We start from the raw sequence: 26,693 nt of genomic DNA, 5'->3' as shown, positions 1-26,693 counted from the left end.
TTATACTTATATATTTATCCTTATAACTTATTATTGCTTAAGCGTCTATCTTTAAAAAAGAAATTCACAATGAATATGAATAAAATAGCATTAGTTTATAACCAAAATTCTAAATCTTCAGATAATATAGAGGAAATAAAAAAACTTTATACTTATTGTGACGTAGAAGATGCGGACGTAATCATGGTAGCTGGAGGGGACGGGGAGTTATTGCATAATATACATCGTTATATGCATTTAAACATACCTTTTTATGGTGTTAATTTAGGCAGTCTCGGCTTTCTGATGAATCCTTTGGATATTAAAAATATACTAAAAAATATTCAAGAAAGTACTGCTTCTACTCTTAATCCTCTTTTAATGCAGGCTGAAGAAGTAGATGGTCAAATACATAAAGCTCTTGCGATTAATGAAGTATCAATATTTCGTAAAACTAATCAAGCAGCTAAATTTAAAATTGAAGTAAACGGCGTAGAGCGAATGAGTGAGCTAGTAGCAGATGGAGCTTTAGTTGCAACACCGGCAGGTAGTAGTGCCTATAATTTATCTGCTGGTGGTCATATTCTCCCTCTAGAGTCGAATATGCTATGCCTAACCCCTATATGTTCATTTAGACCGCGTAGATGGTATGGGGCATTATTGCCGTCTTCAGCTTCCATTAAATTTGAAATACTTAATACAAATAAAAGACCAGTAAACGCCACTGCTGATTTTCAAGAATTTAGTAATATAAAATCAGTTACTATTAAATCGACTAACGATAAATCTATCAAATTGCTCTTTAATAAGAATCATACTTTAGAAGATCGTATTATTAAAGAACAGTTCGGTGGATAGACTCGTTTTATTTGAAAAATTGGCTATCTGTATTAGACACCTAATAATTCTAACTCATGCTGAGTTGCTTCAGTATAGCTTATAGGCGGTTCTTCATTTGGTAAACCAGTATTATAACGTGTATTAAATACTTGAACAGCTTGAGCAGTGAATTTATCGAATATGCCAGTAGACTGTACTCCATAACCATATGCTTGTAAATTTCCTTGTAAAGCTTCAACCTCTGCTCCTGAGTCACCAGATGTTAATAATTTTTTACTTTTTTGTTCATCTGTAGTTTCAAAATATTTTCCAAAATCAGAATCTGCCAAATCTTTCCAAGGGAAAAATTTGCCTGGAGCTATATGATTATTAACCTCTCTATTTACAGTTATTTCACCCAAACCAACTAAATTTGCTTTTAGATCTATTTCTGGATATCTTTCTTGTATATCAGTAAGAAGATTTTTTAATTGAGAAATTTGTATAGTGGAAAATTCACTTTTTGCATCGTTAATAAGCATTATACCAATGCCAAAATCATTGACACTATCTGTTCCTTTCCAGCTACTTTTACCTGCAAAAAAAGTTTTATCAGTTAAATCATTATGATATTGATACTGTTTTCCATCTTGATCGATAATATAATGTACGCTTGTGCCGTTTTTTTGTAGTGCGTTAATAGTTTGCTCTAAATTATTGCAGACAGAATAAGTAATTACTACGGTTGTAGGTTTTACTCCTTCTGGTCGTGGAGCCATAAATTTACTTTTATTTGAATTGCTTATACCATTGTTATTTAGCATAATGTCCCTCATATTTTTTTAATAAAAGTCCAAACTTGAACTGTATAAATTATTAACATTCTTTAACTTTTCAGTCAAGTTACTTTAGAGCTTATTAAAAAATATTAATAAAATCTTTACAAAAAAATAAATTACTATATACTATGCGTTCAAAAAATTTTAATGTAAAAAAATATGGAAGGAAAAATAAATTCTTTTAGACTTATTCAAGAAAAAGATTTTTTATGTTTACCTAATCAAGATAATAAAGCTCAAATATTCAAAAGCAATTTGCAAAATAAATTTATAGAATTATATAAATGTATGTTAAAAGAAATTGATTTTAAAGATTATTTGAGAATAATCCAAAACTTAAATGCTCCAGAATTAGCTTTAGAATTTGCTAATTTAGCTATTACAAGAATAGCTAATAAAAAAAATAATCTTCTAAAATGTTTATTAGAAAATTACCCTTATGAAAAACTTAAAAACCATAAATTGTTTATAGATTATGAAATTAGTGAAGATGGTTCATATTTAGAACATAAATTTTCTAAATCAGTTATATTTTTTGAATATAAATCTTTTTCTAATTCTTCTTGCTTACAAGATAAAATTTTTAACAACTTTCTTGCTAAAAAAAGCAGTTTTTATTTAGCCGCTATAGAACAAAATATTCAATTAATGGAAGCAGTATCTGTAGATATATTCAAGACGGGACATATAGTTTTAAATTTATTAAATACTATAGATCAAGAGAAATATAAAACAGCGTTTCATTTTATTATAGAAATTGTACATTTTATAAAACCTGAATTTCAATTTGATATTATTAAACAATTAGCAGATACAATAGCAGAAGATTTTAATGTTCTAGCCACTCTTACTAACGTATTACTTGAGTTTGAAAAAGATGAAGAGATAATAACATTACTTGAACCTAAATTATTAACTATAAAAAATAATGTGATACCGGAAGAGGAGGGCATTATTTTTTGCCGTTTTAATTTATCATTAGCATATTTTAATGTAGGAAATTTGTCATTAGCTGAAAAACAACTTTTACATTTTTTAAAAACCGAACCTGACGATAAAGATGCTCTCTATAACTTATTTAATATTTATTTAACACAACAAAAATTAGACAAGGCTAAGGATTTAACAAAAAATTCCCCAAAAGATTTAAAAATTTTAATGGAGATGAGTTTAGATTTAGCTGAGATTAGTGCTATAAAACTAAATTCAATTAATCAGGATGAATTACCTGCGACAAGCAAAAGTCAATTTCGTTGTTTTGAATATATTGCTAAATTTAATAGCTATAATGATTCTGAAAGAGACTCAAATTATGAAAACTTGAAAGAAGAATTAATTGAGATTGATAAGGTTATTGATTACGCAGTATTATCGTTTACAACTGCTATTTATACCAAACAATATGAATTAGCAGCACAATTTGCCAAAAAAATACCTAAAAATATAATAACTCCATATATAGAAAAAACTAGGTTTTTATTAACTCCTGTCGAATATATAAGCGAAGTTCATATAGAAGAACTAAGAAGTAAGTTTGATTTATCACAAGAAGATGCTATAGATTTAGTGATTCAGGTCAGTAGCTGTTTAGTCGCAGATGAACAATATAAATTAGCCTTAGAAAAAATTGAAGAAATATTACTGCTTGAACCTCAAAACTATAGTGCTATAGAGATTGGTCTTAGTGCTGCTGAATTAATTAACAATCAAGAAAAAATCCAAGAATATAGTGTATTATTACATGAAAAATATGAAAAAGACTTCATTAATGATATACAAAATACTCATAAATATTATCGATCAATAAAAGAGCTTAATTTACGTCATGCTATTAATAATACAAATAGTAATGTTAGTAAGTGGCTAATTAAAGAAGGAGAGATTAATAAAAACGATGCTATTTCTTTAGGTAAATATAAAGGACTTGATTGTTATGGAAGAATTAGCACAGATATAAAATGCGATAGTACTCAATATAATGAATTTATCAATGCGTTAGAAAAAGGCATAATTTACAAACAGCAGGGAAATAATGGAGTTAAATTTCTCAAGGAAAATGCTGTTGAAATCAAAATTAATGGCGGTAATCGTTTATATACAAATATATTAAATACTAATCCCCAAGGTGAGTTATTAATAAATTTTGATCACTTTGGTAATCATAAAGATGTAATAAAGTTTGTTGGAGAGCATAATTTAGAATTTCATGAAGCTTTTGAACTTACTCAAAAGGTTGCCTTAGGTTGATAGCAGCAGATAAAGTTCCCTCGTCTAGATAATCAAGTTCACCACCGATAGGTATGCCGCTAGCGAGGCGAGAGATTTTTGCGGGATGGTCTTTTAGATATTCTGTAATAAAATAAGCAGTAGTTTGCCCCTCTAAAGTAGAGTTAGTTGCGATAATGACTTCTTTAATATTTTCCTTAAAGCATCTGTCAAGTAGTTCCGGTAACCTCAAGATACTAGGGTTCTGTCTGCTAGCTGCTGATAAATTATGACCAAGCACGTGATATAATCCTTTGAAATTACCACTACGCTCCATTGCCCATAATTCAGCAACAGTTTCAACTATTGCAATAACTGATTTATCTCGATATTCAGATGTGCAGATACCGCAAATATTTTCAGTATCCATATTACCACAGACCTGACATTTTACTATTTTCTTATCTATTTCTGTAAGATTATTGATAAGAGTTTTTAGCCTTACATCCTTGTCTTGCAGTAAATATAATACTATACGTCTTGCTGATCTGCTACCAAGTCCAGGAAGCTTAGAAAATAGGTAAATTAGCTGGTCTATCTCGTTATTATTATCGTTCATATTAAGCCTTTATTACGACAGTTCCAGCTATTTTATCATGTAATGCTTGTTTTTGAGAAGAGAAAAGTATAAAGAAAATACCGATCGGAAATGTCATATATCCAAGGAATCGTTTAATTAACTGTTTAAGGGTCGGACGGTTAAAGTCGTTTGCATCTACTATTTTCATACGCATAAATATTTTGCCAATGGTTGCTCCTTTATAATACCAAAAACCTATAAAATATGAACCTATCACTGTTAAATTAATTAGTAAAATTGAAACATTAAATAAAATGTATTTATTAAAATTTCCTGCTTTAAGATATTCATAAAATTCTTGACTCATAACAGATTTAAGCACCTCGCTTTGATTATGCAAGTCAATATTATAGCTCTGGAAATAATCACGGTAGAAAAAAACCATTAGATAAAAGAAACAAAATTGTAAAATTGGGATTGCTATGAAAGCAAATAACGATAAATCAAGTGCCGTAGAAAAAATACGTGCTATAAAATCTGGGTATATAATTTGTTTTTTCATTGCTGATTACTATTTTTTGATGTTTAATTATAAATAATTTAAAAACATTACAGTATTTATGGAACAATTTGAAGCATTTAGTTTATTATTTGTTGATAGTTTTGTCTCAAACTTATTCATCGGTTTTCAGCGTGAATTAATTTTTCATTCTATGAAAATGTTTGGTAACTATAGTTACCCTATAATGTTTATAGTAGCTACTTGTGCTTCTCTTGGTGGTAATATAGTTAATTATATTTTTGGTAAATGTGCTTTAAATATTTTCTACTCTTCTAAAAATGAACAAAATATCTTAAGGCATAAAAATTTAGCACAACTTTTTTATAAATATGAGATATTTATACTTCTTCTGATGGCGTTTCCTTTTTGGGGAAGCTTTATTTCCTTATTTTCTGGTTTTTTTAAAACAAAATTTTCAAAATTTTTGGGGCTTGGTTGTTTAGCAAAAGCCTGCTATTATATTGCAGAACTATATATATTATAAAATAGCCATGAAAAAATTAACTTCAGAAAATTCTCATAGACAGCAAAAAGTAGCAAGTATAATAAATGAAGCATTAATTGAGATTTTACATCGTGGTAAAATGCTTGATCCTAGACTTTACGATTGTCCTCTTACGATAACAAAAATTATAGTTACTGCCGATTTAAAAATAGCCAATTGCTATTTTCTACCTTTTAACACTAAACTAACGCCTCAAGAAATTACCGAAAGCCTAAATAATTCCAAAAATGCTATCAGAAATTTTGTAACAGGCAAGATAAATATGAAATACTCACCCGATATAAGATTTCATTACGATCACGGATTTGACAATGCCTTAAAGGTAGAGCAACTACTAAAGGATACTAATAATATATAATTGTTAAAAATGGGATATATTTTAGATAGGCACAGGTGCTAGGGGATAAACTCAATCATTGAAAACAATAATTATCCACTGCATTAAGTAAAAATACTTAGTGCAGCAGTCCCCTAGCATAAAGTATGCACTAAAGGCTTAATAAGCTGTTTTGCAATAATGGAGTTTAAACATCATTCACGTTTTACATACTATCAACAGTAATTAAAATAATCAAGTGCTTTTAGTTACTTTTTAGTATTTTTTTAAACTATAAGTATACCCATATTATTTCTTAATGTTTTTACATTTTTAGTATAAAAATCTATTAATTTTTATAAAAAATAAAGCCTTATTTCCATAAATAACTTTCAAAGATTGTTTTTTTGTATTAAAATGAAAAGATAATCTTTTAGAGTAAGTAGAATGTCTCCTCAAATAATCGAGCTATTAATTTTTGCTGGTATTGCTTTTTTTATTATTAATAAGCTAATTACGACGCTTGGTGCTACTTCGGATGATGATCCAGCAAAACAAAAATCTTATTTTGGTGAACCAGTTATTAAAGATGTAACAAACAGTTCTAATAAATCATATGAAGAAGAAAAAGATCTACCAACCGCACAAGATATTAAAACTTTTAAAAATTTGATAGTAGAACAGAATATAACGGCAGTTGTAGATGGTATGGAAACAGTGCATAAACGTCTTAATACATTTCAACCTATTAAATTTATAAACAACGCTAAAATCGCTTTCCAAATGATTATAGAAGCTGCTTATAAAAACCAAACAGAAGAACTTGCTGAATTAGTTGATAAAAGATTTTTAGAAGAATTTGAAAAAATATCTGCTTCTTATGGTAATTTTTTCGACTCAACGGCTTTAAACGCTAAATATTCTGAAATTTATACATTTGGCAACAACATATTTATTAAATTACTATTCCAAGGTAAAAACGTAGTTGACAAAATAGAGGAACTAAAAGAAGAATGGACATTTACCCGTAATGCTAATACCAAGGAAGTAGATTGGTTTTTAAGCAATATTGAAAAAGTGTAGTTTTTGCCGTCATTGCGAGGAGATGCAACGCATCGACGTGGCAATCTCAGGAGTCCTGCTTCATAAGATTGCCACGCTCATTTCATTCGCTCGCAATGACGATTTGGTATCCACGCAACATATAAATAACAATAATAAACTATTAGTAATGAACAAATTATTCTATATTATAGGCACTATACTAATAATAGGTGTCTTTTTTATGTTTCAAAATAAATCTACAATAATAGGTGATGATAACCAAATAATCCCTCGTAAAGTTCTGTTCGGTAATCCTGACAAGGCAAGAGTGTCATTAACCCATGACGGTAAATATATCTTATATATTGCACCAAAAGACGGCGTGCTAAATATTTGGTTAGCCCCAAGTGATGATATTAGTAAGGCAGAGGCAATAACGCATGATAAAGGTCGTGGTATATGGTCTTATGCTAAAGCTTATAACAATAAAAATATTTTATACACTCAAGATTTTAACGGCGATGAAAATGACCGAATTTATAGTTATAATATAGAAACAAAAGAGACAAAGTTACTTACTCCGGAAAAGGGAGTAAAGGCTGGGCTAGTTGGACTAAGCTACAAAAAGCCAAATGAAATATTAATAGATTCAAATGAGCGTAATCCTGAATATTTTGATATTTATAAATTAAATCTAGATACTTTAGAAAAAGAACTGATTTATCAAAATGATAAATTTACCAATTTTGTAACAGATGAAAATTTAAATTTAAGATTTGGTAGTTTATTAGATAAAGATGGTGCTGTTGAATATTACGAATTAAAAGACGGCAAGCCTCAGCTATTTACCAAAATATCAATGGAAGATTCGTTTAATACCGCTATACTTGGTTTTGATACTAGTGGTGAAACTTTATATATGCTAGAGGGGCGTGATCGTAATACTTCAGCCCTTAAAGCTATAAATTTAGCTACCAATAGTTCAGAAATATTAGCAGAAGATTCAAAAGCTGATATTGGTTTATTTGCTGTACATCCTACCAAACAAACACCGCAAGCAGTATCAATAAATTACGATATGGTATCATACAAAATATTAGATAAAGATATTGAAGATGATATCAAATATTTGCAAAATCTTGATCGTGGTGATTTGATTATTAATAGTCGAACACTTGATGATAAAACTTGGATCATAGCTTATAATAGTGATAATTCACCAGTGAAATATTATAAATATGATCGCACTAATAAAAAAGCTGAGTTTTTATTTACTAACCGTAAAGAATTAGAGCAATATAAACTTGCTAAAATGATACCGGTAATTATTAAGTCACGTGATGGTTTTGATTTGGTTAGTTATATTACTTTCCCAAATGATATGAAACTTGATGAAAATAATATTCCTGATAAAAAAGTTCCGCTAATAATTAATGTTCACGGTGGTCCATGGGCACGTGATAGTTGGGGGTACGATCCGGAGCATCAATGGCTTGCTAATCGTGGCTATGCAGTTTTAAGTATTAATTATCGTGGTTCTACTGGCTTTGGTAAAGATTTTCTTAATGCTGGAAATTTAGAATATGCCGGTAAAATGCATACTGATTTAATTGATGGTGTAAATTGGGCTATTAATAATAATATAGCAGAAGCTGATAAAATAGGGATTATGGGTGGAAGTTACGGCGGTTATACAACGCTAGTTGGTCTTACTATGACACCTGATGTGTTTGCTTGCGGAGTTGATGTTGTTGGTATGTCTAATTTATTAACTCATGTACAAACTAAAGCCCCATATTTGACTCCATTATTAAGTATATATAAAACACGTATAGGTCCTTGGGATACTGAAGAGGAAAAAGAGTTTTTAAGACAAAGATCACCGATTAATTTTGTTGATAATATCAAAAAGCCTTTATTCATAGCCCAAGGAGCTCATGATGTGAGAGTCGTGCAAGCAGAATCCGATCAAATCGTAAATGCTATGAAAGCAAAGCACATACCGGTAGTTTATGCACTCTATAAAGATGAAGGCCACGGCTTTGCAAAACCTAGTAATAGAATATCATATTACGCTCTTGCCGAACAATTTTTAGCTAAAATCTTAAAAGGACGTGCTGAAGAAATTGGCGATGATCTAAAAAATGCTAATTTAATTTTGAATGATCAAGAGAATCTAAACGGAGCGGAAGCAGAGAAGATAATAGGTAAGGCAGTTGGAGAGTAATACGGCTACGTCATTGCGAGGAAAAACTGTAAGTTTTGACGAAGCAATCTCAGGAGTTTTGCTTCACAAGATTGCCACGTCGCTTCGCTCCTCGCAATGACTCTCCCCAAGCCATGCAATGACCTTATAACATAAATAGAGTACCATTATGCTACTTACGAATACTGAAAATTCTTATGGGTTGATTGCTAAACTTTTCCACTGGATTATGAGTATTATGGTTATATTAATGCTTATTGCTGGTTTTTTAATGGATGATTACATAGAGCCGCCTTTAAAATGGCAAATATTTGGCTTACATGAAGCAACCGGAGTGCTAATTTTAACTCTAGTTATATTAAGGCTTTTATGGAGATTTTATAATACTACTGTCTTACTACCTGCTGATTTACCAAACTGGCAAAAGAAAGTTGCCACCATTAACATAAATCTCTTATATCTTTTAATGATATTAATGCCGATAAGCGGCTTTCTTATGACCATTTTGTCAAATCATCATATAGATTTTTACGGCTTGTTTACTATACAATCTTTTACCCAAGATTTACAATTCGCCAAAATCTGCAAAAAAATCCACCAAAAAGCAGCTTTATTATTTACTGCTCTGATTATTCTTCATATACTAGCTGCGTTTTATCATCATTTTATTAGAAAGGATAATGTACTTAAGAGGATGTGGAATAGTTAATTTAATCATAAATTTATTGACATATATACAAAACTATGTTTTATATAAGTAAGATTACATAACTTACTATATTAGTATTATGAGCAAAAGTGCTAGAGTAATAGTTTCTTCAAAAGGGCAAGTAGTTATACCTAAATATATAAGAAATAAGCTTGGTTTGCATTCAGGTTCTGAAGTAATTATTAATTACAAGAAAAACGAAACATTAGAATTGCTTCCTATAAAAAAGGATATTTTTAGTTTTTTTGGTAAAGGTAAACACAAAGCTAAAAATGGTCCAACTGACGTAGATGAAGCTATTAGTATTGCGGTTATCGAAAATGATAGGGATTGACACTAATATTTTAACTCGTACTTTCCTTGAAGATGATGAAGTACAGGCTAAGACTGCTCAAAATTTTCTGAAAAATCATGTTAATCATAAAATCTTTATTTCCTCATATGCAATACTTGAATTTGCATGGGTGTTAAAAGTAAAAAAGTTTACACGCCAAGAAATTTATGATGCAATTATAAATCTTATTGATAATTCTGGTTTTATTATCGGACATCAAGATATAATAATATCGGCAGCTGAAAAATATATAAAAGGTAAAGCAGATTTTGCTGATTATATGATTATTTCCGAAGGAGAGACAAATAGCGTTAATAACTTTGTTAGTTTTGATAAAGAGATAGTACAAGAAATTAAAAGTGCATCTTATCCTTAAGTAGAAATTTAAATTAATAACAATAATAAAATAAATTATTTATGAATATTCACGAATATCAAGCAAAAGAGATTTTAAGAAAATACGGTGTGCCTACTTCAACTGGGGTAGTGATTACGAAAACCGAAAGTATTAATGCAGCGATTGATGAGCTAAATACAAAGGTTTATGTAGTTAAGGCACAAATACATGCTGGTGGTAGAGGTAAAGCCGGCGGTGTTAAGGTTGTTAAGAGTAAAGAGGAAGCAAAAAAAGTTGCTCATGATATGTTCGGTATTAATTTAGTCACACACCAAACAGGACCACAAGGTCAGAAAGTAAATCGTCTTTATATTGAATCAGGTTGTGATATTTTAAAGGAATATTATTTTAGTGTCATATTTGATAGATCAGCTAGCTGCATTACCTTTATAGCTTCTACGGAAGGCGGTGTTGATATTGAAGAAGTTGCAGAAAAAACTCCTGAAAAAATCATCAAATTTTCAGTTGATCCAGCTACCGGCTTGCAAAATTTCCATGCTCAAGGAATAGCATATGAATTAGGTTTTAAAGACCATCAAGTAAAGCAAATGAAAGAAATAGTAAAAGCAACTTACAAAGCTTTTATTGAAACAGATGCAGCACAAATTGAGATTAATCCGTTAATTGTGAATAAAGAGGGCAATTTATTAGCGTTAGATGCAAAATTTACCTTTGATGATAATGGTCTATTTAAGCATCCTGAAATTATGGCACTGCGTGATCAAGATGAAGAAGATCCGCTAGAAACAAGAGCAGCTGATGCTGGTCTTAGCTATGTGAAAATGGATGGCAGTATCGGCTGTATGGTAAATGGTGCAGGGCTTGCTATGGCAACAATGGATATTATTAAGCTTTATGGTGCAACACCTGCAAACTTCTTGGACGTTGGCGGCGGAGCTGATCGTGAACGTGTGAAAGAGGCCTTAAAAATAATTTTATCTGATAAAGAAGTAAAAGGTATTTTAGTTAATATTTTCGGTGGTATCATGCGTTGCGATATTATAGCAGAAGGAATTATCGCAGCCGCAAAAGATATAGGTATAAAAGTGCCGCTAGTAGTCCGCTTAGCTGGTACAAATGTTGAAAAAGGTAAAGAGATTTTATCTAATTCAGGTTTAGAAATAATACCGGCTCATGATTTGGCTGATGCGGCTAGTAAGATAGTTGAGGCTATCAGGTAATAATGTCATCCCGTGGCTTGTCCACGGGATCCAGTAATAAAAAATACAAAAAGGTCAATTTTTGCGGTCATTGCGAGCGACTAAAAGGAACGTGGCAATCTCAGGAGTTATTTTCTGTTTCATAAGATTGCCACGTCGCTTCGCTCCTCGCAATGACGATTGTACAAAAACAAATTTAAAAATAATAAGTAGTTATCAAAGATGGCAATATTAGTTAATAAAAAAACCAAAGTAATCTGTCAGGGTTTTACGGGTTCACAAGGTACTTTCCACTCCGAGCAAGCAATAGCTTATGGTACTAAAATGGTCGGTGGGGTGACACCAGGTAAAGGCGGTAAAACTCACCTAGACTTACCGATATATAACACTGTGCATGAAGCAAAAGCCAAAACCGGCGCTAATGCTAGCGTTATTTATGTACCACCTCCCTTTGCAGCCGATTCAATATTAGAAGCAATTGATGCTGGAATTGAAATAGTCGTATGTATTACGGAAGGAATTCCGGTGCTTGATATGGTCAGAGTAAAACGTGCTTTAGTCGGTTCTAAAACAAGATTAATCGGTCCTAACTGCCCAGGCATTATAACACCTGATGAATGTAAAATAGGTATCATGCCAGGACATATTCATAGAAAAGGTTCTATAGGTATTGTTTCAAGATCAGGTACTTTAACTTATGAAGCAGTAGCACAAACAACAGCTGTAGGGCTTGGTCAATCTACATGTGTCGGTATTGGGGGCGATCCCGTTAATGGCACTAATTTTGTAGATTGCATTGATATGTTTTTACAAGATGACGAAACAAAAGCAATTATTATGATTGGTGAAATTGGTGGTGACGCAGAAGAAAATGCAGCTGATTTTATCAAGCATTCAAAAATCAAAAAACCTATAGTAAGCTTTATAGCAGGTATTACTGCCCCTCCAGGTAAAAGAATGGGACATGCTGGTGCTATTATTGCTGGCGGAAAAGGTAGTGCTGAAGATAAGCTCGAAGCTCTACAAAGTGCCGGCGTAACTATTACAAGATCACCTGCGGATATCGGCAAAACTATGCTGGATTTACTGAATGGTTAGGCGTTATCGTCAGCTCTTATGTCATTCCTAGCTGCGGCAGGAATCCAGTAACTTTAGTGTCGCCTCGTAGGGGTATTGTTGCGTGGATCGAAAAACGTCCTAAGGTAGTCATCCCGTGGCTTGACCACGGGATCCAGCATAAAGCGAGATAAATCGAGCTTTTTATTTGTATTTTTTCTGGATCTAGTTCCCAAGCCACGGTATGACACCGAGAGCGTTTTTCGATCCATGCAATAACTCCGCCACGGGATGACAGATATTAGCCCCCTCCAAATAAAAAAATAAAAATCATGAACAGGTTTAAAAATATTGCGGTATATGGAGGGGGGAGTTTCGGCACAAGCCTTGCAGCCATTGCAGCTAGGGTTTGCGAGGATGTTACCTTATTTTTGCGTAATGAAGAAATAGCAAAGGAAATAATAGATAAGAAAACTAACACGAAATATTTAGGTAATATCAAACTACTTTCTAATCTACAAGCTACCACTAATCTAGATAAAATTAAAGATTTTGAGCTAATTATTATTGCAGTGCCGTCTTACGCTTTTGATGAGGCAATAAAATTATTAAAAACTCATATCTCAAACGATAATATTCTTTTAATTACCACAAAAGGTTTTGCACGTAATCCTACTGAATTGTTTTCTGATAGGCTTAAAACTTTATTACCAAATAACCCTATAGCATTTTTATCTGGTCCGAATTTAGCAAAAGAGCTAGCAAAGGGGTTACTTGCTTCTGTAACTATTGCAAGCTTAGATATAGATTTGGCAAATAAAATATCTTATAATCTATCTTCAGAAGCTTTCATTACTAGTACTACTAATGACGTTATAACATTACAAGTAGCAGGAGCTTTAAAAAATATTTTTGCCATTAAAAGCGGGATTGATATGGCAAAAGAGCAGGGCGAAAATGCAAGAGCAACCCTAATCGTATCTGCCTTAAAAGAAATAGCGATATTGTCCAAAGCTTTAGGTGGCTTGAAAAATGATGTAAATATTTTGCTAGAAGCTGGTGTAGTTGGTGATTTAGTGCTAACTTGCTACTCGATGGACTCACGTAATACAAAATTTGGTTATGAGTTTGGCATAAGTAAAGACAAACAGAAATTTTTACAAGAATATACAGAGCTAGTAGAGGGAAGAGAGGCGATAAAGTTCGTTTTGGAGTTGATAGAGAGATATGGTTTGGATATGCCGATTGTCTCTTCTTTAAGTAATGTCATTAAGTAGGTTTTCTGTGTAAAGATTATTAGATTTCATGGCGGGATCACGGAGGACATTGTTGCGTGGATCATTCTCCCCCTGTCATCCCGTGATTTATTCACGGGATCCAGTTAAAAATACTAATAAAATTAGTATTTTTTATTATTTTCTGGATACCGAGGATATTGATATTTCTAGTTGTTTTTCTGGATCCCGTGGTCAAGCCACGGGATGACAGAGCAGGCTTCGCCCATCCTCACAATGACGAAAAGTTGCCACACGCACCATCCCCGCCGTATCCCAACATCTTATATCTACTGTGGCTTGAATACTACTTATAAATACCCCATTAAAAAACTTCTTCAATTTTCTCTTTATTAATTGGTCTATATATTATTTAATTAAATTAGTTACTAATTATTAAGGGTTTTGTATGAAGAAGCAACACATAATAAATAAGACGTTTTTAGACGCAATCTTAGCCAAAAAATTAGGTACTTCCTATACCCCTCCGAAAGAAATTAACGACCCTGATTTTGATGAAGCAGCCAAACATTTTATTAATTTGCTAGTTAGAGCGGATGGTTTCAAGCCTGTCAAAACAGCAGTAGTTCGTCCTATTGACAAAGAGTCATTACTTGGGGCAGTTAGAGCGGCACAATTTGGTGTAATAACGCCTGTTTTGATTGGACCGCAGCATAAAATTGAGGCAGTGGCAAAAGTTAATAATGTCGACCTTGCTAATTATCAGGTTATTAATGTTGAGCATAGTCACGATGCAGCAAAAAAAGCTGTAGAGCTTGCAAAGAAAAGAGAAGTTGCTGCCATTATGAAAGGATCGCTACATACTGACGAGCTTATGTCAGCGGTAGTTCATAAAGAAAACGGCTTACGTACCGAACGCCGAATAAGCCATGCTTTCTTAATGGCAGTGGCAACTTTCCCTAAACCTTTTATCATTACCGATGCTGCTATTAATATCCGCCCTACCTTAGAGGACAAGCGTGATATAGTGCAGAATGCTATAGATTTAATGCATATCCTAAAAGAAGATAAGCAGGTTAGAGTTGCAGTATTATCGGCTGTTGAGACTGTTACTTCCGCAATCCCCACTACTCTTGATGCAGCTAGCCTATCTAAGATGGCAGATCGTGGACAAATCACCAATGCTATAGTGGATGGTCCTCTTGCTTTTGACAATGCTATATCTTTATTTGCAGCAGAGGCGAAAGGTATTAGCTCATCTGTTTCAGGGAATGCTGATATATTAGTGGTGCCGGATCTTGAGTCGTGTAATATGCTTGCAAAGCAGCTTAAATATTTAGGTCAAGCAGTTATGGCTGGTATCGTACTTGGAGCTAAAGTGCCGATTATTTTAACCAGCAGATCCGACCCTATGGATATGCGTGTGATTTCTTGTGTACTTGCTTCGTTTATTTATAACCATTCTAAAGCTAAGTTGCATGTACAAATGAAAGGTAGTTAGCATGAAAGATGTTATTTTAATAGCTAATGCCGGTTCGTCTAGTCTAAAAATTTCCGTTTTTGAAACTAAAGATACGAAAATAAAAGATAAAATTTATAATATTTTTTTAGAAAAAAATGATACTAAAATAGTATTTCATATAAATAAGAAGCAGGAATCTATTACTGAAATTAATGGCGATGCTATTTCAGCGATGATTGAGCTTTTTGAAAGTTGGTGGAGAAATCAGAAAGATTTACATTTGATTGCTACCGGTCATAGAATTGTCCATGGAGGAAAAAATTTCAATAAACCCGTTCTTATTGATCATAAAATTAGTGAAGATTTAAAAGCGTTAATCCCTTTAAGCCCTTTGCATCAACCATATAATTTAAAAGTATTAGATTTATTCCTCCAAAAATACAAAGCAGTCCATCATATAGCTTGTTTTGATACATCATTTCACTTTACCAACCCACCAATCGCAAAAGCTTTCGGCTTACCAAAAAAATATTATGATAAAGGGGTTATTCGTTATGGTTTCCACGGCTTATCATATAAATATGTTAGCAGCCATTTTAAAGAAATGACCCAAAAAGATTTACCTGAAAAAACTATCATAGCTCATTTAGGAAGCGGTAGTAGTTTATGTGCAATCAAAAATGGTATAAGTCTAGCTAGTTCTATGGGTTTTAGCGTACTTGATGGAGTGATGATGGGAACTAGAACAGGTAGCCTTGATCCTGGAGTTGTGCTATATCTTTTGGATCATGAAAAAATGACCACCGCAGAAATAACCGATTTACTATATAAAAAATCTGGATTGCTCGGCATATCGGGCGAAAGTTCCGATATGCGTACTTTGCTTGCAAGTAATAATCCTGATGCTAAGTTTGCGGCTGCTCTAGAGGGGCTTGATTGCTTAATCTTTACTGCCGGTGTCGGTCAGAATTCCGCTATAATACGTGACATGATTAGCGATAAACTTTTATGGCTCGGTATTAAAATAGATGATGCAAAAAATCAAAAAAACGAGTATATAATAAGTACAGAAAACAGTAAGGTTAAAGTTTTCGCCTTACCTACAAATGAAGAATTGATCATCGCAGAAGAAGTAATGAGATTTTTATAGTACATTATATAAATTTTTTAACTTTTTTGTAATATATCATAACTATTAACTTTCTTTAAAATCTAAGATATGCAACTATAGGTATATTTCAACTTATATTTTTGGAGGAAGTTATGGTAGAAAAATTTGATGCAAAAAAAGCCGGAAAAATAATAAAAAATATTAAAAATGAAAAGGTAAATCCATTTTTTAATAAAACAACAGGTAGTAAAACATACACATCTTCAGAACAAAAATCTACAATACCAAATGCACTTAAGAACAAAGCAAAAAAAGGTTATGAACAAGCATTAAAAATAGAAGCAAAGGCAAAAGACGCTGGTGTTAAACTAGACAAAGATGCAATGAGACGCTTAAATAAAATAAAAGATCGATATACACAAGCTACCAAAAAAGATAATTTTAATAAGCATCAAAGCGATCAAGCTTATGCAAAAAATCAGCAAGCCCATAAGGATTTTGTTAGTGGAAAAACAGCAGCTGCTCAAAAGCAGAGAAGAGACGATTATCGTGGAAGATAAAGCATAATTCATTTGCATTTGTTAGCACTATAGACTAAACTAATTACCAATGTCTATATTACACTCTACTATCTTAACTGTTTTTCCTGAAATGTTTCCTGGTACTTTAGGGCATTCTTTGGCTGGGCAAGCTCTGCAAAAAAATATTTGGTCGTATGACGTTATCAATATCCATGATTTCGGTTTAACCAAGCATAAAAATGTTGATGATGAAGCTTATGGCGGCGGCGATGGGCTAATAATGCGTCCTGATGTGCTGGGTGATGCCATAGATCATGCCTTATCTTTAAATCCAGGAGCTAAAATTTATTACCCCTCACCTCGCGGTAAAGTCTTTACACAAGGCTTTGCTAAAAAGATGTTACAGGATACAAATATTATATTCTTGTGTGGACGTTACGAAGGGATTGACGAACGTGTAATTGAAGAGTATAATATAACCGAAATTAGTGTAGGCGACTACATTTTATCCGGCGGGGAAATACCCACTCTCACCATTCTTGATTGCTTAATTAGGCTACTGCCTGGGGTTTTAATGAACCAGAATACCCTTTCTTCTGAGTCTTTTGAGAAAGATGGAGAATTTGAGGGAGGGCTTGAATGCGGCTTATATACAAGACCTGAAGTTTGGCGTAACCGAAAAGTACCGAGTGTTTTATTATCCGGTAATCATAAATTGATTAATGAATGGAAAAAAGAACAGTCGCTTATGATTACAAAATTACGTCGTCCGGAATTATTAAAAGATTTAAGAGACAAGGAAAGGAGTTAACAAATGAATATTATTGATCGCTTTGAACAGGAAAACATTTCAAAGCTTATTGAAAATAAAAAAATTCCTGATTTTAAAGCTGGTGATACAGTTAAAGTTACCGTAAAAATAGTTGATAGATCAGTTGAGAAAGATGGTAAAGAAAAGCTGACTGAAAGATTCCAAGCTTATGAAGGTGTGGTTATTGCTAAAAGAAATCGTGGCATTACCTCTTCGTTTTTAGTGCGTAAAATTAGCCATGGTGAAGGTGTTGAGAGACGCTTCATGACTTATTCACCAGTAGTACATGCTATTGATGTAGTAAAATATGGTGTAGTTCGTCGTGCTAAACTTTACTATTTAAGAGAAAGAAGCGGTAAATCGGCAAGAATCAAAGAAAGACATATGCATATTGCTAAAAAGCCTAAAGCTAAAGTAGCTGAGGCTGTTTAATCTTAATAGTCATTCCTGCCTGAGGCTTTATTGATGACTTAGAGGTCATTCCCGTGAAGGCTTTGCCCGCGTGGATCATTTTCCCTTGTAATCCCGTGATTTATGAACTAGAGCTAGTTAAAAATACTAATAAAATTAGTATTTCTTATTATTTTCTGGATCTAGTTCCCAAGCAACTAGATGACACCGATCATGTTTTTCGATCTACGCAACAATGCTTTCCCGCGGAAGCGAGAATCCAGCATAAAGCGAGATACCTAAGCTTTTAATTTTAAAAACTTGCTGCTTTTATGTTTATTTTTCTGGATTCCCGCTTCTAGCTAAGAATGACATATAAGGTCACCTACCCCTGAATAAAATATAACATTTTTTTAATAACTGTCCGGTACTATTAACAACAACACGCCGTGGCTTGGGGTCTAGTTCCAGCTAAAAAATGCTAATTTATAGCATTTTTTATTATTTTTTCTGGATTGCCAAGCTCTCTTCAACCGCATAACCCATGATGTGTTTTTTTAAATTGTACGGTACTAATTATTAATCAAGAATTTTGCAATAAAATTGCTTGATTACCTTTGTCTGTTCTTTGATGTTTTTGTTCTATTATTAGGGGTGTTAGACGGTTGCAAATTGCCAAGTCTATTGATAGCTTGGCTATGCTGTTGTACTTTTTTTGCTCCGGCAGCTGCTATTGATCTAGTAACTTTAGCAGTTTCTAAGAAGATTTGTTGTGGAGTTTGTAACTGATCAATTTGACTATAATGATTTTTAAGAAATTCTTTTTTTACCTTTTCATCAACACCCTTTAAATCAACATATGATTTATATAATTCTTTCAATTGTGCTTTAGATTCTGCCATTTGCTTATCAGAGGATTTTTTAGAAAGCGATTTGATAGAATCGGTAAAAATATTACCTATCTTTTTAAGAGTATTAATAGCGGGTGTTGTTATTTTCTTTATTCCATCATAAATTTTACTTAAAGTATTAGCGATAATGTCTAATAATTTTGGTTCTTGTTCTTTAGATATATCAGGTGTATTTGCTATTATATCTCTCATATCGTATAGTTTAGTAGTAAAATCCATTAAAGGTATTTTTGCTTCCTTTTCATTTATTTGTTTAACTGCTTTACTAGCCATTTTAGCTTGCGTATCTAAACTATCAGCAATAATTGATTTAGTCTGACGAAAAGTTAAATTTTTTGGTTTATTTATTACAGGCTTCTTAGGTCTGTCTTCTTTTAATCTTTTCAGCCTATCACCCAATTCTTGATTAGGTCTATCATTAAGCTCTTTACTTTTCTTCTCTAATTTAATTTCAGATTCTATTTGCTCTATTAACTTCTCTGCTTCACTGCTAGGCTTTTTGGATGGCACGTAAGGCTTATCTTGCAACTTAGCAAGTCTTGCTTCTAATTCTTCCAATGATGGAATATTATCTCTATCTTGTAATTTTCTTAATCTTGATTCTAGATCTGATATATCAAATGAAGCCATAAATTACCTAATAAATTTTAATGTCTCTGACATACTAGCATATTATATATAATGTAGTCAATTCCTATACATATAAAATTATTAGTAGAACTCAATATAATTTTTGGTATTAAGGGTATATGTCAGATTTTAATGATGATCAATGTTGCTACCAGCTATTTTAACACTACTATCTTCGATTGGGTTATTAGTTTTACCTAATAACTCAAAATTACTCCCCTCTAGACTATCCGCTATTCTTGCTAGTTTGAAGAAATTATTATTTACAAAATTATCTGCTCTTGTAATAAGCTCGTTAAAAGTAAATTTTTCGTTTGTTAAAAATATTTCTAAAGCATATTTAGTCATAATATATTAGGTAGACGAAGCTCAATTTGGAAAAGAGCAAGGCGTCTTGAAGCTGATAACCGCAGCGTATTTAACATACGTGAGGATTATCAGCAAAAGACAACGACGCCAATTTTTCAAATTCAGCAAGTATACTTATCCAGCACGTCAGACATGATTTTGTGGGCGATGGGAGCAGCAGCTTTACTTCCGCCACCTCCATGATCGACAAAAACAGTAATGGAGTAGCGAGGGTTATGATAAGGAGCAAAGCCTATAAATAAAGCATGATTACGTCGCTCCCAAGCAATCGAATCACGGCTAAGATCATCGTTAGCATTTGCTTTTCCTTGCACTTGAGAAGTGCCTGTTTTACCGGCAAGTTGTCTATCTTCCCCGAGTATCCTATTATAATAAGCAGTACCACCCGCAACATTCACTGCATTATACAAGCTTTCCTGCACTATTTTAATATTTTCAGGGTTAATATCAATATTATGATATTCTAGATCATTTTTCGCTATTCTTGGTGTATATAATTTACCCGTACTTGCAATAGCTGTAATAAACCTTGCAAGCTGGATGGGGGTAACACCTAAATAACCTTGTCCGATTGCTAAATTAAAAGTATCACCTATTGACCAAGGAAGCTTTAGTTTTTTCTTTTTCCATTCCTTTGATGGTACGAAGCCTGAACTTTCAGGGGCTAAATCAATACCGGTTTTTGAGCCTAGTCCAAATTTTCTAGCAACCTCAAGAATTTTGTCAGGTCCTACTATCCTAGAGATCTCATACATGTAAGTATTACAGGAATGCTTAAGGGCAGATGACATATCAAGAGTGCCGTGACCAGTATGTTTCCAGCATCTAAAGCTATTAGTACCAAGTACAGAAGTACCGCTGCAAAAAAAAGTCTTGTTTGGCTTAATGCCCGCTTCTAATGCTGCAAGTATGGTAATTATTTTAAAAACAGAACCAGGCGGATAAGAATTCTGCACTACTTTATTGATTAGAGGCTTATAAGGATCGTTAGTTAGACTTTGCCAATAACTCTCGGATAATTTGCTAAAATTATTTGATTCAAACGCAGGTGAGGAAGTACAAATTAATACATTGCCGTTTTCAGTATCCATAACTATTGCAGAAGAGCCTTGTGGATTTAGGTATTCTTGTATTTTTTGTTGAAGATTTACATCGATATTTAAATGAATATCATTGCCTGATTTACTAGAAACGCCAGAAATCTCTCTTATTTGTTTACCATAAGCATTAACTTCAACTTTTTTATAACCGAACTCCCCTCGCAATTTATCATCATAATATTTTTCGATCCCAGATTTACCTATATTAAAATCACTTAAATTATATACGTTCAATCCTTGTTTTTCTTGTTCATTTATCTGCCCAAGATAACCGATTAGGTGAGAAGTCACATTTGAAAAAGGATAGGATCTTAAATATCCTATATCGATAAATATATTAGTTAATTTATGTTTCTGCTCTTCAATTAAAGATACTTGTTGCCAATCAAGTTGATCGAGTATCATCAAAGGCACGTGACGGCTAGATTTCTTAATTTTTTGCTGGATATAATTATATTTTTCTTCGGATAAGTTTAAAACTTTACTAACTATTTCTAGCTCATCTTTATAATTATTATTAACGCTTCGATCTATTAATAGCTGATAGCATGGCTTATTAGTGGCTAGAATATTATTTTCCAAATCGTAAATTCTACCTCTGCTGGGCGGTAGCACAACAAAATTAATACGGTTTTTATCTGATAACGTCTTATATTCCTCGCTTTTGATAAGTTGCAGATAAAACATCCGCATTCCAAGTAAAGATAAAAGCCCAAGTTTACTTGCTCCAATTATAAAAGCACGACGTGAGATTAGCTCATTATGTAATATTTTTTTGTTTAGCATGCTTTTTAAAATAACTTAGAGGAGAGTCAAATATAAGACGAATTAAATTATAAGAAAATATAGTTGTTAAATATTGAAATAAAATTGCTAAATATCCATCTATTTCTAACTTTTTCATTGTTACAAGTAAATATTTAAAGTTCAAGATAAATAAACAGTAAACACAAAATACGATGAAATTTACTAAATAATTTTTTACCGCAAAAAATTTTGAAGATAATTTCAAAATTATATAGGCTGATAAAAAAACTAAGGAATTTGTCCCAATAGGCATAGAATTTATTTGATCAAGCAGTAATCCTATCAAAAATATTCCGAGCATATTTAAGGAATATAAAGTCATAAAATAATAAATAAATATGATTTCTATTGCAGGAAAAATTCTGCTCTTAATACCAATTTTGTAAGCAAATTCAGGAAATAATATTATAAAAAAACATAATAACGCAAACAGCAATCTAAATACTATTTGTACAGTGTTGTTTATTATTTCTTGTTTTATTTTAAACATGTTAATAAATTTAATTTTGTAACTTCCAATCCGTTATTGCGAAATAGTATTGTTGCGTAGACCCAAAAACATCCTCGATGTCATCCTGCGTAAAGGTTACGTAAATCGTTGACAAGAATTTAAGAAAGCAAAAAGGAGTTTGTCCATCTAAAGATTGATGATTACGTATTTCATTATAATAAATTAAATACTAAAATAAGTCATCCTTTATTGTTTGCCAAAACCTTGCCATTTTTTCATTAGTTTAAGGTTTATATGATCTTGTATAACTGTGCGTCTAATAATATCCTCTCAAATGGATGGTTCTTAGGGAACGTAAATTCCGCTCCATTATCACTTAGTATTCTTGTAAATTCTATATTATAATTCTTTTTTATTACATTAAATATTTTCATATTTGCAAACATTATACTCAAGCTCTTTATATTTTCTACTACTTCTGGCATTGCCAGCGTGGATCATTCTCCCACCTGTCATCCCGTGGCTTGCTAACTAGATCCAGTAATATTTAATGTTATCTCATGATTTATTTATGGATGATCCAGAAAAACAACTAGAAATATCAATATACTCGGTATCCAGAAAATAATAAAAAATACTAATTTTATTAGTATTTTTAACTGGATCCCGTGGTCAAGCCAATAGTACCGGACAGTTTTATTATTATAAGGATATTAAATGTCTTCCAAATCGTCATTGCGAGGAGCGAAGCTTTGTTGCAATCTCAGGAAATAATGATGAGATTGCTTCGTCAAAACTTATAGTTTTTCCTCGCAATGACGGGGCTTTTTTAATAACTGTCCGGTACTATAGGACAAGCCACGGGATGACTACCTTAGGGCGTTTTTCGATCCACGCTGGCAATGCCGCCACGGCATGACAATTAATGTAAAAGCCACGGGAGGCTTTGTTGCCTGGATACTAAGTCGTCATTGCGAGCGAATGAATGAGCGTGGCAATCTAGAAAAGATAATAAAAATGCTATGCATTTTACTGGATTGCTTCGTCAAAACTTACAGTTTTTCCTCGCAATGACGTGAGTGTATAAAAAAAGAGCCTTTAGGAAACTAAAGACTCTCTTTTCTTGGATTTAGGGATTTAAAGATGTAAAAAATTACATATCAAATCTTAGACCAGCCATTAAGTTACTACCTCTATAGCGTGTTCCACCAAATCTTGCTGACTCACCATTCTTAGTAACAGCTTTAGTTTTTGTTTTACCGTAATCTCTCCAGCTATAAACTAGCTCAGCTTTTACGCCTTGAGCAACTTCAAATGAAGTACCTAAAGATAGTTGATAAGCAAAATTTGTTTTATTTTTAACATTTACTTTACCACTTTTAGTAGCAGCGATAGCAGGATCAGCGTATGCATATGAAATTTTTTCTTTCACCATTGCAGCACCAATACCAGCACCAGCAAAAACTTTAAACATATTTAAATCAACTACATCAACATAACCATTTAATAAGAAGCTTACAATATTAGGTCTGTGTTTTACTGAAACTCTATCACCCTTTTTATCATTTGCTGATTTTTTTAAATGATTACTTGTTACTAAACCAACTGTAAAATCAGTTCTTAGATTATCCATGATATAGTAACCTGCACCGATTTCGCCAGTAAAGCCAGTGTTAGACTTCATTTTTATTCCTGTAGGCTTATCTTTTTGGCTATCAAAAATCACAGCACCAGCATTTACTTTTAGATACCATAGATTTTCCATAGCTGATGCTGGCATTGATGAATTCATAGCTGAATCAGTCATAGGGGCATTCATCACAACTCCTTCGCAAGGATCAGTAGCAGCAAATATTGCAGCTGAAGATAAAATAGCTGTACTTGCAGCTGTTATTAAAAGTAATTTTTTCATATTATTAATATTCCTTAAATTATTTGTTAGTTATTAAAATTAAATTTTAGATAAGATTATTACCTAAATCTAATGAAAAATAGTTCCAAGTAATAGAAAAGTTATTTTAATTACTTGAAACTATTAAATATCGCTTATTATTTGATTATATATCAAATCTTAAACCTACAGTTAGGTTATGGCTTTGATAACGTGTTCCTTTAACTTGCACATTTTGTCCTGCTGGATTTTTTACAGTCCCGCCTTTTGCCTTACCATCACTTATCCAGCTATAAGCTAACTCTGCTTTAACTCCATCAGAAATTTGTGAAGAAGCACCTAAAGTTAGTTTGTAAGCAAGGTTAGTTGTGTTTTTGCTTGAATAAGAATTAGAAACAGTAACATTATTAATATTTTGAGAATATGAAACTTTTTCTTTCAGCATTGTAGCACCGATACCAGCACCAGCAAAAACATCAAACATCTCAAAATTAGATAGATCTACGTAACCATTAATAAGTAAACGTGTGATATTAGGCTTGTGGCTTGATGAACGATTAGTTCCATTGACATTGCCAGACTTCTTTAATTTACCACTGAATGTAGTACCTAAAGTTAAGTCAGCTCTGAAATTTTCTGCAATATAGTTACCAACACCAATATCACCAGTAAAAGCTGTATTAGATTTTAATTTAAGACCAGTTTGGCTATCCTTTTCTTTATTGAACATTGCCGCACCAGCATCTACTCTTAAATACCAGCTATCATTCCCGCAATCAGCGAATGAAAGGGCTGAAGATAAAACTGTTGCACTTGTAGCAGCTATTAAAAGTAATTTTTTCATTTTTAGTACCTCAATAATTTGAATTAATTAATAAAAAGCTATCTTTAGGGCTGGTATAACATACTATTATTAATAGTGCTACATTAATATATAAATTTAATAGATTAAAGCAAAAACTTTAGATAAGTTTGTGACAAAATAGACACAAATAGATAATTAGTCCTTTTATACACCAATATATTTATTAAATTTATCTTTTTCATCTTTGAATTTATCAGCATCTGGTAGTGCGGGCTTTTTCTTAGTAATGACTTGCCATTTCTCATGTTCTATAAAGTGTTTTGCTCGCTCTACCCATTCAATCAATTCTGGTGTTTCAGGTTTTATTGCATCTATTGGGCAGTCAGGCACGCATACCCCGCAATCTATACATTCATCCGGATTGATGACTAACATAAATTCACCCTCATAAAAACAATCTACCGGACATACTTCAACACAATCAGTATATTTACATTTCACGCATTCATCAGTTACAACGTAGGTCATTTTTTTATCGGTTTTTAATTTTGTTGATTAATATAGAGGTTCTTAAAAATAATATTAACAAAAAATATAATATAAAACTTACAAACATTATCATTAAAGGTTTTAGCATTGATGAGTGAATAGTTGGTGAGCCTAATCTTAAAACACTAGCTGGCTGGTGCAGGCTATACCAGAGATTTACCGAAAATTTTATTATTGGTATGTTAATAAGCCCAATAAGGGCAATAATAGAAGCAGGGTTCTGGGCTTTTCTTATATCTTCTGCACTATTAACTATTATAATGTAACTTAAATATAGTAGGAATAATATTAACATTGAAGTAAGCCGAGCATCCCATACCCACCATACTCCCCATATAGGCTTTCCCCATATGCTGCCTGTTACTAAGCTAATTAAGGTGAAAGTAGCCCCGATATAGCTAGCAGCTACCGCAAGCAAATATGACATAGTAGTTTTCCATACTAAATAGCTGAAGCTACAGGCTGCCATAAAGACATAAATAGCGAGTGCCATCCAAGAGGCAGGCACATGAACATACATAATACGTACGAATTCGCCTTGTTGATAGTCAGGCGGGGAAACTACTAGCCCTAAGTAAAGACCAATAGCCGATGTTAGAAAAGTCAATATTGCCAATATAGGAATTACTATTTTTGACAATTTATCAAAATAATGAGGGTTTAGTAATTTAAACATAATGCATTTCTGCTAAAAAGTAATTTATTTGGGTTAACTCCGCCCTTGCCACCCCGCCGTGCGGGTCAAAAGTCGTCATTGCGAGCGACTGTAAGGAGCGTGGCAATCTCGTAAAATAGCACAGGGCTTCATGAGATTGCCGCGTCGAAACTGTGTTTCTCCTCGCAATGACAGAAGACTGATCCACCCAATCAAGCAACTAGATGACACTAAGGCATTTATAGAATATAGCAGAGATTAAAAAAAAGAGGAGTAAAATTCTT

General features: G+C 32.6%; 28 protein-coding genes. 17 read left to right on the top strand and 11 right to left on the bottom strand.

From position 1 onward, the window contains the following. Positions 1-69 precede the first annotated feature (69 nt). The gene (locus tag AAHF54_RS06530) at positions 70-837 is read left to right on the top strand and encodes an NAD kinase (protein ID WP_341788449.1); all 768 of its coding nucleotides are present in this window, start codon (positions 70-72) and stop codon (positions 835-837) included. 32 nt (positions 838-869) lie between these two features. Here AAHF54_RS06530 and AAHF54_RS06525 read toward each other — a convergent pair whose 3' ends face one another. Next, the gene (locus tag AAHF54_RS06525) at positions 870-1,622 is read right to left on the bottom strand and encodes an N-acetylmuramoyl-L-alanine amidase (protein WP_341788448.1); all 753 of its coding nucleotides are present in this window, start codon (positions 1,620-1,622) and stop codon (positions 870-872) included. Positions 1,623-1,796: 174 nt separating this feature from the next. On the opposite strand from AAHF54_RS06525, the gene AAHF54_RS06520 reads away from it, so the two are divergent. Continuing rightward, positions 1,797-3,884 (top strand): hypothetical protein, encoded by a 2,088-nt coding sequence (locus tag AAHF54_RS06520; protein ID WP_342169958.1) that lies wholly within the window; start codon positions 1,797-1,799, stop codon positions 3,882-3,884. Here AAHF54_RS06520 and recR read toward each other — a convergent pair. Then, complete coding sequence (gene recR, locus AAHF54_RS06515) at positions 3,859-4,461, bottom strand: recombination mediator RecR (protein ID WP_011477894.1); 603 nt, start codon at positions 4,459-4,461, stop codon at positions 3,859-3,861. The genes AAHF54_RS06520 and recR overlap by 26 nt on opposite strands. A gap of 1 nt (position 4,462) precedes the next feature. Further along, on the bottom strand, positions 4,463-4,984 hold the full coding sequence (locus AAHF54_RS06510) for an RDD family protein (RefSeq protein ID WP_011477893.1): 522 nt from the start codon (positions 4,982-4,984) through the stop codon (positions 4,463-4,465). A gap of 58 nt (positions 4,985-5,042) precedes the next feature. Between AAHF54_RS06510 and AAHF54_RS06505 the strand changes: the two genes are divergently transcribed. The 15 genes from AAHF54_RS06505 (at position 5,043) to rplS (ending at position 18,283) form a co-directional block, all read left to right on the top strand. Further along, positions 5,043-5,468 carry a YqaA family protein gene (locus AAHF54_RS06505; protein WP_341788446.1) on the top strand — a complete coding sequence of 142 codons (426 nt, stop codon included), beginning with the start codon at positions 5,043-5,045 and terminating at the stop codon, positions 5,466-5,468. A gap of 7 nt (positions 5,469-5,475) precedes the next feature. Next, positions 5,476-5,847, top strand: coding sequence for a 30S ribosome-binding factor RbfA (rbfA, locus tag AAHF54_RS06500; protein WP_011477891.1), 372 nt, complete (start codon positions 5,476-5,478; stop codon positions 5,845-5,847). 405 nt (positions 5,848-6,252) lie between these two features. After that, positions 6,253-6,888, top strand: a complete 636-nt coding sequence (locus AAHF54_RS06495) for a Tim44 domain-containing protein (RefSeq protein ID WP_341788445.1) — start codon at positions 6,253-6,255, stop codon at positions 6,886-6,888. 148 nt (positions 6,889-7,036) lie between these two features. Beyond that, on the top strand, positions 7,037-9,076 hold the full coding sequence (locus AAHF54_RS06490) for a S9 family peptidase (protein WP_342169957.1): 2,040 nt from the start codon (positions 7,037-7,039) through the stop codon (positions 9,074-9,076). A 148-nt stretch (positions 9,077-9,224) separates the two neighbouring features. Beyond that, positions 9,225-9,764 carry a cytochrome b gene (locus AAHF54_RS06485; protein ID WP_341788443.1) on the top strand — a complete coding sequence of 180 codons (540 nt, stop codon included), beginning with the start codon at positions 9,225-9,227 and terminating at the stop codon, positions 9,762-9,764. Between the two features lie 79 nt (positions 9,765-9,843). Continuing rightward, positions 9,844-10,098, top strand: coding sequence for an AbrB/MazE/SpoVT family DNA-binding domain-containing protein (locus tag AAHF54_RS06480; protein WP_341788442.1), 255 nt, complete (start codon positions 9,844-9,846; stop codon positions 10,096-10,098). Continuing rightward, positions 10,085-10,474: a type II toxin-antitoxin system VapC family toxin gene (locus tag AAHF54_RS06475; RefSeq protein WP_341788441.1), complete on the top strand. Its 390-nt coding sequence runs from the start codon at positions 10,085-10,087 to the stop codon at positions 10,472-10,474. The genes AAHF54_RS06480 and AAHF54_RS06475 overlap by 14 nt, the downstream gene beginning before the upstream one ends. A gap of 41 nt (positions 10,475-10,515) precedes the next feature. Beyond that, the gene (gene sucC / locus AAHF54_RS06470; protein WP_341788440.1) at positions 10,516-11,676 is read left to right on the top strand and encodes an ADP-forming succinate--CoA ligase subunit beta; all 1,161 of its coding nucleotides are present in this window, start codon (positions 10,516-10,518) and stop codon (positions 11,674-11,676) included. A 201-nt stretch (positions 11,677-11,877) separates the two neighbouring features. Then, positions 11,878-12,753 (top strand): succinate--CoA ligase subunit alpha, encoded by an 876-nt coding sequence (gene sucD / locus AAHF54_RS06465; RefSeq protein WP_341788439.1) that lies wholly within the window; start codon positions 11,878-11,880, stop codon positions 12,751-12,753. Between the two features lie 290 nt (positions 12,754-13,043). Beyond that, positions 13,044-13,988 (top strand): NAD(P)H-dependent glycerol-3-phosphate dehydrogenase, encoded by a 945-nt coding sequence (locus AAHF54_RS06455; protein WP_341788437.1) that lies wholly within the window; start codon positions 13,044-13,046, stop codon positions 13,986-13,988. A 406-nt stretch (positions 13,989-14,394) separates the two neighbouring features. Then, entirely contained in the window at positions 14,395-15,447 is a 1,053-nt protein-coding gene (locus tag AAHF54_RS06450; protein ID WP_341788436.1) for a phosphate acetyltransferase, read from the top strand. Between the two features lies 1 nt (position 15,448). Beyond that, complete coding sequence (locus AAHF54_RS06445; RefSeq protein WP_341788435.1) at positions 15,449-16,558, top strand: acetate/propionate family kinase; 1,110 nt, start codon at positions 15,449-15,451, stop codon at positions 16,556-16,558. A gap of 113 nt (positions 16,559-16,671) precedes the next feature. Further along, entirely contained in the window at positions 16,672-17,079 is a 408-nt protein-coding gene (locus AAHF54_RS06440) for a hypothetical protein (RefSeq protein ID WP_341788434.1), read from the top strand. 49 nt (positions 17,080-17,128) lie between these two features. Then, on the top strand, positions 17,129-17,851 hold the full coding sequence (gene trmD, locus AAHF54_RS06435; RefSeq protein WP_342169956.1) for a tRNA (guanosine(37)-N1)-methyltransferase TrmD: 723 nt from the start codon (positions 17,129-17,131) through the stop codon (positions 17,849-17,851). A 3-nt stretch (positions 17,852-17,854) separates the two neighbouring features. Continuing rightward, positions 17,855-18,283 carry a 50S ribosomal protein L19 gene (gene rplS, locus AAHF54_RS06430; protein WP_011477875.1) on the top strand — a complete coding sequence of 143 codons (429 nt, stop codon included), beginning with the start codon at positions 17,855-17,857 and terminating at the stop codon, positions 18,281-18,283. A gap of 569 nt (positions 18,284-18,852) precedes the next feature. On the opposite strand, the gene AAHF54_RS06425 is transcribed toward rplS, so the two are convergent. The 8 genes from AAHF54_RS06425 to AAHF54_RS06390 form a co-directional block, all read right to left on the bottom strand. Beyond that, positions 18,853-19,782, bottom strand: a complete 930-nt coding sequence (locus AAHF54_RS06425; RefSeq protein WP_341788432.1) for a hypothetical protein — start codon at positions 19,780-19,782, stop codon at positions 18,853-18,855. A 129-nt stretch (positions 19,783-19,911) separates the two neighbouring features. Further along, positions 19,912-20,130 carry a hypothetical protein gene (locus tag AAHF54_RS06420; protein WP_341788431.1) on the bottom strand — a complete coding sequence of 73 codons (219 nt, stop codon included), beginning with the start codon at positions 20,128-20,130 and terminating at the stop codon, positions 19,912-19,914. A gap of 122 nt (positions 20,131-20,252) precedes the next feature. Continuing rightward, positions 20,253-22,037, bottom strand: coding sequence for a penicillin-binding protein 2 (mrdA, locus tag AAHF54_RS06415; protein WP_341788430.1), 1,785 nt, complete (start codon positions 22,035-22,037; stop codon positions 20,253-20,255). After that, complete coding sequence (locus AAHF54_RS06410) at positions 22,012-22,548, bottom strand: hypothetical protein (RefSeq protein ID WP_341788429.1); 537 nt, start codon at positions 22,546-22,548, stop codon at positions 22,012-22,014. Before AAHF54_RS06410 ends, mrdA begins: the two co-directional genes overlap by 26 nt. 1,114 nt (positions 22,549-23,662) lie before the next feature. Next, positions 23,663-24,421: an outer membrane protein gene (locus tag AAHF54_RS06405; RefSeq protein ID WP_341788428.1), complete on the bottom strand. Its 759-nt coding sequence runs from the start codon at positions 24,419-24,421 to the stop codon at positions 23,663-23,665. A gap of 145 nt (positions 24,422-24,566) precedes the next feature. Further along, complete coding sequence (locus tag AAHF54_RS06400; protein ID WP_342169955.1) at positions 24,567-25,244, bottom strand: outer membrane protein; 678 nt, start codon at positions 25,242-25,244, stop codon at positions 24,567-24,569. Between the two features lie 165 nt (positions 25,245-25,409). Further along, complete coding sequence (gene fdxA / locus AAHF54_RS06395) at positions 25,410-25,733, bottom strand: ferredoxin FdxA (protein ID WP_011477924.1); 324 nt, start codon at positions 25,731-25,733, stop codon at positions 25,410-25,412. A 4-nt stretch (positions 25,734-25,737) separates the two neighbouring features. Then, entirely contained in the window at positions 25,738-26,430 is a 693-nt protein-coding gene (locus tag AAHF54_RS06390) for a heme ABC transporter permease (protein ID WP_341788426.1), read from the bottom strand. Positions 26,431-26,693: the final 263 nt, after the last annotated feature.

It is taken from the genome of Rickettsia endosymbiont of Seladonia tumulorum, assembly GCF_964030815.1.
Classification (GTDB): Bacteria; Pseudomonadota; Alphaproteobacteria; order Rickettsiales; family Rickettsiaceae; genus Rickettsia.
This window is presented reverse-complemented; position numbering and strand designations above follow the sequence as displayed.